Consider the following 8,462-nt stretch of genomic DNA (forward strand, 5'->3'; position numbering starts at 1 on the left):
GGCTCGAGCGCAGCGAGCCTCGAAACCCGGTGAGAGGCCCCACGCCCTCGCACGGGATTTCGAGGCTCGTCGCTAGCGCTCCTCACACCTCAACCACCGACCACCGAGGTGGTCGAGCAGTGACCGAGCCCCGGCGAGGGAACGCGTCGAGACCGCCGGCCCGCTGAGGCGATCTCGACGCGGTCGTCGCTGGCGCTCCTCCCTGCTCGACCACCTCAGGGGGGGCGTCGCTGGCGCGCCCCTCACCGCCGGTTGAGGTGCGAGCGCAGCGAGCCTCGAAACCCGGTGAGAGGCCCCACGCCGACGCACGGGGCTTCGAGGCTCGTCGCTAGCGCTCCTCACACCTCAACCACCACAAGGGAGGCCTCGTCGCCGCCACGCCCCTCACCGCTGGTTGAGGTGCGAGCGCAGCGAGCCTCGAAACCCGGTGAGAGGCCCCAGGCCCTCGCACGGGGTTTCGAGGCTCGTCGCTAGCGCTCCTCACACCTCAACCACCGACCACCGAGGTGGTCGAGCAGTGACCGAGCCCCGGCGAGGGAACGCGTCGAGACCGCCGGTCGGCTGACGGCGGTCTCGACGCGGTCGTCGCTGGCGCTTCTCCCTGCTCGACCACCGACAGACCCCTCGCCGTGGCGCATGGGTGCGACCTCGCCGGTTACGGAGGCCCATGCGACGCATCGAGCAGTCCTTAGACCCCGCCGCCCGTGGGGGTGCGGCTTGAGGGCCGTCACCTGGCAGGGCCCCCGTGACATGCAGGTCACCGAGGTCCCCGACCCCACGATCGTCGACCCCAGCGACGCGATCATCAGCATCACCAGCACCGGCCTGTGCGGCTCCGACCTGCACCTCTACGAGCCGCTGGCCCCGTTCATGACGCCGGGCGACATCGTCGGCCACGAGCCGATGGGCGTCGTGGCGGAGGTCGGCCGCGACGTCACCGACCTCAAGGTCGGCGACCGCGTCGTCGTCCCGTTCAACGTGTCCTGCAACCAGTGCTGGACGTGCAGCCAGGGCCTGCAGAGCCAGTGCGAGACCACCCAGAACCGCGACCAGGGCACCGGCGCGTCGCTCTTCGGCTACAGCAAGCTCTACGGCCAGGTCCCCGGCGGCCAGGCGGAGCTGATGCGGGTGCCGTTCGCGGACCACCTGCCGATCGTCGTCCCCGACGGTGCCAGCGACGACCGGTTCGTCTACCTCTCCGACGTGCTGCCCACCGCCTGGCAGGGCGTGCAGTACGCCGACGTCCCCGAGGGCGGCTCGCTGCTGATCCTCGGCGCCGGCCCGATCGGCGACATGGCCGCGCGCATCGCGCTGCTGCGCGGGCTCCAGGTCATCGTCGTCGACCTCGTGAAGGAGCGCCTGGCCCGCGTGGCCGCTCGCGGCGCCGAGGTCATCGACCTGTCCGAGGTCGGGTCCGACGCCGTCGGCGAGCTGGTGCGCGAGCGGACCAACGGCCGCGGCGCCGACGCCGTCCTCGACGCCGTCGGCCTCGAGGCGCACGGCTCGAAGAGCGTCGAGGTCCTCCACAAGGCCGTCGGGTTCCTGCCGAAGAAGCTCGGCCAGAAGGTCATGCAGACCGCCGGCGTCGACCGCCTCGCGGCGATCTACCAGGCCATCGAGTGCGTCCGCCGCGGCGGCACCATCTCGCTGTCCGGCGTGTACGGCGGGGCCGCCGACCCCATGCCGATGCTCCAGCTGTTCGACAAGCAGATCCAGCTCCGCATGGGTCAGGCCAACGTCCGCCGCTGGAGCGACGACATCCTCGCCCTGCTCACGCAGGACGAGGACGTGCTCGGCGTCGAGGACTTCGCGACCCACCGCCTGCCGCTCTCGGAGGCGCCCTCGGCGTACGCGACGTTCCAGGCGAAGGACGACGGGATGGTCAAGACGGTCTTCCGTCCCTGACGTCCCCCCAGACTCCTCCGCGGGTCGGCTGGGCGGGGGCGCCTCCGACCCGCGGAGGGCTTTCCTCCGCGGTCCGCAGCCGGTCTCAGACCGGCTGCGGCTGCGACGGCAGCGGTCCCGGGCCGGGCCCCGGCGCGGGCTCCGGTGTCGGGATCACCTCCGGGGCATCGGGGTTCTCGTACGGCGGCTCCGGGGGTGTGGTGGTCATCACACCCCGTGCCCGACGCCGCCGAGGTCGATCCGTCCGCTGACCCGCCCCTCACCGTCACTGGCACCGAACGACGGACCGGACGGGTGAGAGCACCGCCGGCGATCAGCCCTCAGGGCGTGTGGTCGCTGGTGTCGCCCGGCGCTGTCCGGCGCTCGACGACGAAGGCGAGACGGCGCAGGGTCTCGGTGTTGCGGTACTTCACCGCGGGATCGCGCAGGACCTTCGGGATCAGGCGGGCCGGACCGGCGGAGACGTCCTCCTCGAGGACCACCTCGGTGCCGCCGTCTACCTCGTGGAGCACGAACAGGACCGTGGCCTCACCCCCGGGCCGGCCGCGGGCGACGAGGCGCAGCATGGTGGGCGGGACGGCCTGCAGCACCTCGGTCGTGTCGTCCACGAGCGCCGGCCAGGCGCCGAAGGAGTGGTGGAGCTCGGTGCCGACCGCGGGCCACCCGTCGTCCACCTCACGCATCCGGGAGGCGCCGACGACGAACAGCGGGTAGAGCCAGCCGTCGCTCAGGGTCGCCCACACGTCCTCGACCGGTGCCTCCACGCGGCGGCGCACCACGCCCATCCGACTCACGCCCTTCCTGCTGCTCGGGACGACCCGCTCGGGGTACGACGCGGAGCCGTACCCGGTCGCACGGGGGCCACTCGTCCCGAATGCGTCCCCCGGTGGTGGTGACGGGTCCCCATGAGCCACGAACCGCACCTGGGCAAACCCGAGTCGATCCCCGCCACCCCGGCGGCGGCGGAGGCGACCAACCCGACGCCGGAGCGCCCCGCGGCCCCCCGCGAGCGGCTGCCGGGGCTGCTGGCGGCCGCCGCGGGGGTCACGTTCGTGCTGGTCGGCGTCGCGGGGTTCGTCCCGGGCCTGACGACCGACCTCGGGCAGCTGGGGCTCGCCGGGCACACCAGCGACGCCGAGCTGCTCGGCGTGTTCCAGGTGTCCGCCCTCCACAACGTCCTGCACTTCGCGCTCGGCGCCGTCGGCCTCGTCGCCGCCGCGCGGGTCCGCACGTCCGTCGCCTACCTGCTCCTCGGCGGCATCGCCTACCTGCTGCTGTGGGTCTACGGCCTCGTCGTCGGCCACGACAGCGCCGCCAACGTCGTGCCGCTGAACGGCGCGGACAACTGGCTGCACCTCGGCCTCGGGCTGGTGATGGTCGCCGCCGGCGCCTTCAGCGGGCAGGGCGTCGTGTTCGGCAACGGCCCGCGCCCGCGCCAGGCCCGGAGCCACTGACGCCCGGGACGGCGCACCGGGCCGCCTAGCGCTCCAGCGACCATCGCACGAGCGCGGACGAGAACGCCGCGACCTGGTCGGGCTCGACGAGCCCGGCCAGGTCGTCGGCGTCCGTGGGGTAGCCGATGTCGCCGGCGGCGCTGCGGGCCTTGTCGTCGAAGTACGGCCGCACGGCGGGCCACACGGCCTGGACCTCGCGGCAGAAGATCGCCGCGCCGGTGGGGCCGATCCGCTGGAAGCCCTGGAGGGCCGACTCCAGCGCGGGGACGCCGTCCCGGTCGTCCGGTCGCAGCCGTCGCAGGTCGCCACGGTGCTCGGTCTGCAGCTGCCCGGCGAGGGTGTCGAGGTCGCGGGCGGTGCTCTCGTCGTACCGGCGGTAGCCGCCGCGACCCAGCGCGTCGACGCGCTCCTGCCACGTCGAGTCGCGCATCCGCTCCGGGGTGCGCCAGCCGGCCCGCAGCAGCTCGTGGGTGGACGCCGCGGCCACCGAGGCGGCGATCGGCCGCGACGACAGCTGCGCGAGCACGAGCAGCTGGAACAGCGCCGCCGGCTTGTCGCGCAGGGTGATGCCCGCCTCGGTCGCGTACGTCGTGCCGTAGCGCTCCAGCAGCTCCTCCGGCGAGACCCGCACGGCGCCCCCTCAGCCCCGGGCCGACGGGCCGCGGCGCAGGCCGCAGGTGGCCGGGCCCTCGAGGACGTCGCCGCCGGGCCCGAAGCGGGAGCCGTGCAGCGGGCAGTCCCAGCTGCGCTCGACGTCGTTCCAGGCCACGATGCCGCCCAGGTGGGTGCAGATCGACGACACGGTGCTGCCCTCGTCGTCGGTGGCGCGCGCGATCGGCCGCGAGCTGGCGAGGCCGACGTGGCCCCCGTCGTCCCCGCGGGCCGCCAGGCCGGCGAGACCCTCGAGGCCGGGACGCACCGTGCGGACGACGCCCCGGGCGAGCTCCAGCGCGACGCCGGCGTTGTCGCTGACCAGCGAGCCGGCGGCGCGCAGCTCGCGGGCGGACCAGGGGTCCATGACGTCCGCCCAGTCGACCCGTCCGCCGGTCAGCCGCGCGGTGACCGCGAGCGCCGCGGCCACCCCGCCGGTCATGCCCCACTTCGCGAAGCCGCCGGCGACCTGGACGTGCGGGCTGCCCGGCAGCACCGGGCCGGCGAACGGGAGGCCGCGCGAGGGCACGTAGTCCTGCGCGGACCAGGCCGCGAGCTCCTCGGCGTCGGGGAACGCCCGGGCCGACCAGTCGCGCAGCTGCGCGAGCCGCGTCGCGGGGCGGTCCCGGCCCGTGGTGTGCCCGGCGCCGCCGACGAGGACGACGGGGCCGTGCTCGGGGTGCACGGCGTCACGCAGCGAGCGGGACGACGGCCCGCCCTCGGCGGACAGGTACATCGCGTCGACCACGGGCTCGCGCGTGGCGAGCGCGATCGTGTACGAGCGGGCCGGCACCATGCGGCCGAAGTAGCCACCGCGGTCCAGGATCGGCATGCCGGTGGCCACCACCACGGCGCCGGCGTCGATCCGCCCGGCGGAGGTGCTGACCCGCACGGGGTCGCGGCCCGCGACGCGCTGCACGCGGGTCCCCTCGAGCAGGACGACGCCCCGGGAGGCCGCCTCGGCCGCGAGCGCCTCGACGACCTCGACCGGGTCGACCTGCGCCTGGCCCTCGAGCCGGGCCCCGCCGGACGTCGGGAACGGGAGGTCCAGGTCCTGCTGCCAGGTCGCGTCGAGGCCGTGCTCGCGCGCCAGCGCGAGCTCGCGGTGGGCGCTGCGCGCGCCCTGCTGGCCACGCGCGTAGGTGACCGCCGCCCGCTCCTGCACCCCCACGCCGTGCGTCTCGCAGAAGCGGACGAGCCACGCCTGGCCCTCGCGGTGCGCCTCGACGTACGACGCGAGCACGGCGGGCGGGTGCTGCTCGGCGAGCGACGACAGCCGGGTGCCCTGCAGCAGGCTCACCTTCGCGGTGCTGCGGCCCGTCGTCCCGCCGCCGAGGTGGCGACCCTCGAGGACGGCGACCGACCTGCCCGCGCGCGCGAGCAGGACGGCCGCGGTCAGGCCGGTGATGCCGCCGCCGACGACGGCCACGTCGACCTCGGTCGGCACCGCCGGGGGCGGGGCGGGAGCGGGGCGGGAGGGACGGTCGGCGTACCAGTAGGAGGTCCTCATCGTCGTTCCCGTGCCCGCCGGTGGGGCGGCCATGCGGCCCCGGGGAGTGGCCGACCGCAGGCCGGGCACCGGGACGGATGGAGCCCGAGGACACGCGCACGCTGCAGTTCGTGGGGACGGCGACGACCGTCCTGCGGCTCGGTCCGTTCACGCTGCTGACCGACCCCAACTTCCTGCACCGGGGGCAGCTCGCCTACCTCGGCAAGGGCCTGGTGTCGCGTCGCCTGACCGACCCCGCGCTCGCGCCGGAGGACCTGCCGCCGCTGGACGTCGTCCTGCTGTCGCACCTGCACGGTGACCACTTCGACCGGGTCGCCCGGCGCAGCCTGGACCGCGCGGTGCCGTTGTGGACGACGCCCGCCGCGGCCCGGTCGCTGGGGCGGCGGGGCTTCGAGGTCGACGGCCTGCGTCCCTGGTCCGGCCGGGAGCTGACCCGACGCGGCTGGACCCTGCGGGTGACGGCGGTGCCGGGCGTCCACGCCCCGGGGCCGGCGCGGCACCTGCTGCCCGACGTCATGGGCTCGGTGCTGGAGCTGACCCCACCCGGCGGCGAGGTCCACCGGACCTACGTCACCGGCGACACGCTGCACCGCCCGTGGCTCGCCCAGGTCGTCGAGCGGCTCGGCCCGCTCGACGCGATGGTCGCCCACCTCGGCGGCACCCGTGTGCTCGGCCTGCTCGTCACGATGGACGCCACCCAGGGCGCGGACCTGGTCGAGCTGCTGCGCCCGGGGGTCACCGTGCCGGTGCACCACGCGGACTACGGCGTGTTCCGCTCGCCGCTGTCGGACTTCCTCGCCACCTGCGCGGATCGCGGGCTCGCGCCCGTCGTCAGGCCGGTCGGCGCCGGGGAGACGGTGTCGCTGGACCCCTGACCGCGAGACCCGCGACCGGACCCGTGATCAGGCCGGCGCCGGCTGCGCGTCGTCGTCGTCGTCCGACGACCGGTCGGTCACCCCGAGGGAGCCGTCGAGCACCTGCTCGGCGACCTCGCGCAGCTTGACGTTCGTGGTCGACGACAGGCGCTGCAGGAACGAGAACGACTGGGCGGCGGTCAGGCCGTGGCGCTCCATGAGGACGCCCTGCGCCATCCCGATGAGGTGCCGCGAGGTGATCGCCGTCTGCAGGCCGCTGATCTCGTGGGCCGACGCCAGCGCCGTGGCCGCGTGGACGGAGAAGAGCGCCGCCTGGGTCACGGCCTCGGAGCCCGTGAAGCGGCCGGCCTCGTCGGCGTACAGGTTGATCGAGGCGGTGGGCTCCTTGCCCTGCACGAGCGGGAAGCTGAGCAGGGAGCCGAAGCCGAGCTCGGCGGCGCGCGGACCCCAGCGCGGCCAGCGCTCGTCCTTCTCCAGGTCGGTGCTGAGGAACCACTCGTCCTCGTCGATCGCGTCGACGCAGGGGCCCTCCTTCAGCTCGTGCTGGGCTGCGTCGGCCTGCTCGACGGCCTCGTTGCTCGCGCCCAACGAGCGGTAGCGACCCCCGCGCAGCCGCACGGTGAGGCTGGCGTGGTCGACGTCCGGCAGGTTGGACGTGGCCAGCCGGATGATGGTGGCCGCGGTCAGCGGCTCCTCGGACTGCGACTGCATCTCCCGGGCGAGCTGGGCGAAGGCTGCGGCGTCGTGCTCCATGGTCTCCTCGTTCACCCTGTGCGTCGGGTCACCCGGTCGACCCGAGGCCCACCGTAGCGCCGGGGACCCTGCGCTCCGATACCCCCTCGGGCGGGTCCTCGCACGGGGCCCGGCCCAGAACGCCGAGATCGGCCCCCGGATCGGCGTATCGGCCCCGTCGGCGGGTGGTACCGCCGAGGTACGTCGAGTTCGTATCCGCGCGGAAGCGAGTCGACCAGGCCCCCAGGCTGCAGACCAGGCGGCCTGGGGGCCGACCCTGTACCCCCGGGGGCCCTCGGAGAATCCGGGTTCCGTGGGGTGGGGGGCTGCGCTAGGTTCGCGGTACCACTCCGCTGCAGCCAACCGGCGGGGCCGCTCCTTTCTCGGAGGTGCCCCATGGCTGTTTCTTCCTCCCGTGCCGTTCGGGCGCCGGACCAGCGCCTGTCCCACGACGAACGGCAGGACCGCACCCGCGACCTGCTCCTGCAGGCGGCGTCGGAGCCCGACCCCGCCCGCCGCCAGGACCTGCTCGGCGCCGTCGTCGAGCTCAACCGCCGGGTCGCGATGGCGGTCGCGCGCCGGTACGCCGGTCGCGGCATCCCGCTCGACGACCTCCAGCAGGTCGCGTGCGAGGGCCTCGTCAAGGCGGTGCAGCGCTTCGACGCCGCGCACGAGCGCGACCTGCTCGACTACGCCGTGCCCACCATCCGCGGCGAGGTGCTGCGGCACTTCCGTGACCAGGGGTGGGCCGTCCGGCCACCGCGCCGGATCCAGGAGCTCCAGCAGCGGATGCGCATCACGGCGGAGGAGCTGCGCCTCACCCTCGGCCGCGAACCCACCGCGAACGAGATGACCGAGGCCCTGGGGGTCGACCGCGCCGACCAGGACGAGGCGGCCGCCGCCCGCGGCTGCTTCCAGCCGACGTCGCTCGACCTGCCCGCGGACGCGGCGTCCGGCTCCACGCTGGGCGACCTGCTCCCCGCGGCCCGGGACGGCTACGACGCCGCCGAGGCGCGTGCCGTCCTCGAGACGCCGCTGCGGCTGCTCGACGCGCGCGACCGGCGCGTCATCTACCTGCGCTTCGTCGAGGAGCGGACCCAGTCCGAGATCGGCGACGAGTTCGGTGTCACGCAGGCGACGGTCTCGCGCTGGCTGCGCGAGAGCCTCGGCCGCCTGCGCAGCACCATCGACCCGGGGCCGGCGCCGGGGGCGGGGCCGGCCCCGGCCTGACCCTCACGGGTCGGGCCACTCGGGGCCTTGCGGTACGGCGGACGCTGTCGCGTCCCCCCGAACCCCGGCGGACCCCCCCCCCGGGAACGCACACAAACCCCCTTC

At 75.0% G+C, this 8,462-nt stretch carries 9 protein-coding genes; 4 read left to right on the top strand and 5 right to left on the bottom strand.

All coding sequences use genetic code 11. The annotated features are described in order from the left end of the window. Positions 1–717: 717 nt before the first annotated feature. Entirely contained in the window at positions 718–1,905 is a 1,188-nt protein-coding gene (locus MJ876_RS19555; protein WP_240238996.1) for an alcohol dehydrogenase catalytic domain-containing protein, read from the top strand. Between the two features lie 85 nt (positions 1,906–1,990). On the opposite strand, the gene MJ876_RS22015 is transcribed toward MJ876_RS19555, so the two are convergent. Further along, a complete protein-coding gene (locus MJ876_RS22015; RefSeq protein WP_275695356.1) occupies positions 1,991–2,113 on the bottom strand; it encodes a hypothetical protein in 123 nt (40 codons plus the stop codon). Positions 2,114–2,225: 112 nt separating this feature from the next. Beyond that, positions 2,226–2,690 carry an SRPBCC family protein gene (locus MJ876_RS19560; RefSeq protein ID WP_240239008.1) on the bottom strand — a complete coding sequence of 155 codons (465 nt, stop codon included), beginning with the start codon at positions 2,688–2,690 and terminating at the stop codon, positions 2,226–2,228. Positions 2,691–2,810: 120 nt separating this feature from the next. Here MJ876_RS19560 and MJ876_RS19565 point away from each other — a divergent pair, with 120 nt between their 5' ends. Continuing rightward, positions 2,811–3,359 carry a DUF4383 domain-containing protein gene (locus tag MJ876_RS19565; protein WP_240238997.1) on the top strand — a complete coding sequence of 183 codons (549 nt, stop codon included), beginning with the start codon at positions 2,811–2,813 and terminating at the stop codon, positions 3,357–3,359. Positions 3,360–3,384: 25 nt separating this feature from the next. Here the strand turns inward: MJ876_RS19565 and MJ876_RS19570 are convergent, their stop codons facing one another. Then, positions 3,385–3,990 carry an endonuclease gene (locus MJ876_RS19570; protein ID WP_240238998.1) on the bottom strand — a complete coding sequence of 202 codons (606 nt, stop codon included), beginning with the start codon at positions 3,988–3,990 and terminating at the stop codon, positions 3,385–3,387. A 9-nt stretch (positions 3,991–3,999) separates the two neighbouring features. Next, entirely contained in the window at positions 4,000–5,520 is a 1,521-nt protein-coding gene (locus MJ876_RS19575) for an FAD-dependent oxidoreductase (RefSeq protein WP_240238999.1), read from the bottom strand. Between the two features lie 77 nt (positions 5,521–5,597). Here MJ876_RS19575 and MJ876_RS19580 point away from each other — a divergent pair, with 77 nt between their 5' ends. After that, complete coding sequence (locus MJ876_RS19580) at positions 5,598–6,395, top strand: MBL fold metallo-hydrolase (RefSeq protein ID WP_240239000.1); 798 nt, start codon at positions 5,598–5,600, stop codon at positions 6,393–6,395. Positions 6,396–6,422: 27 nt separating this feature from the next. Here the strand turns inward: MJ876_RS19580 and MJ876_RS19585 are convergent, their stop codons facing one another. Beyond that, positions 6,423–7,148: a GAF and ANTAR domain-containing protein gene (locus tag MJ876_RS19585; protein ID WP_240239002.1), complete on the bottom strand. Its 726-nt coding sequence runs from the start codon at positions 7,146–7,148 to the stop codon at positions 6,423–6,425. Positions 7,149–7,523: 375 nt separating this feature from the next. On the opposite strand from MJ876_RS19585, the gene MJ876_RS19590 reads away from it, so the two are divergent. Next, positions 7,524–8,357, top strand: a complete 834-nt coding sequence (locus MJ876_RS19590; RefSeq protein ID WP_240239004.1) for a sigma-70 family RNA polymerase sigma factor — start codon at positions 7,524–7,526, stop codon at positions 8,355–8,357. The last annotated feature ends 105 nt before the right edge of the window (positions 8,358–8,462 follow it).

It is taken from the genome of Nocardioides sp. CFH 31398 (assembly GCF_022436705.1).
Lineage (GTDB): Bacteria > Actinomycetota > Actinomycetes > Propionibacteriales > Nocardioidaceae > Nocardioides.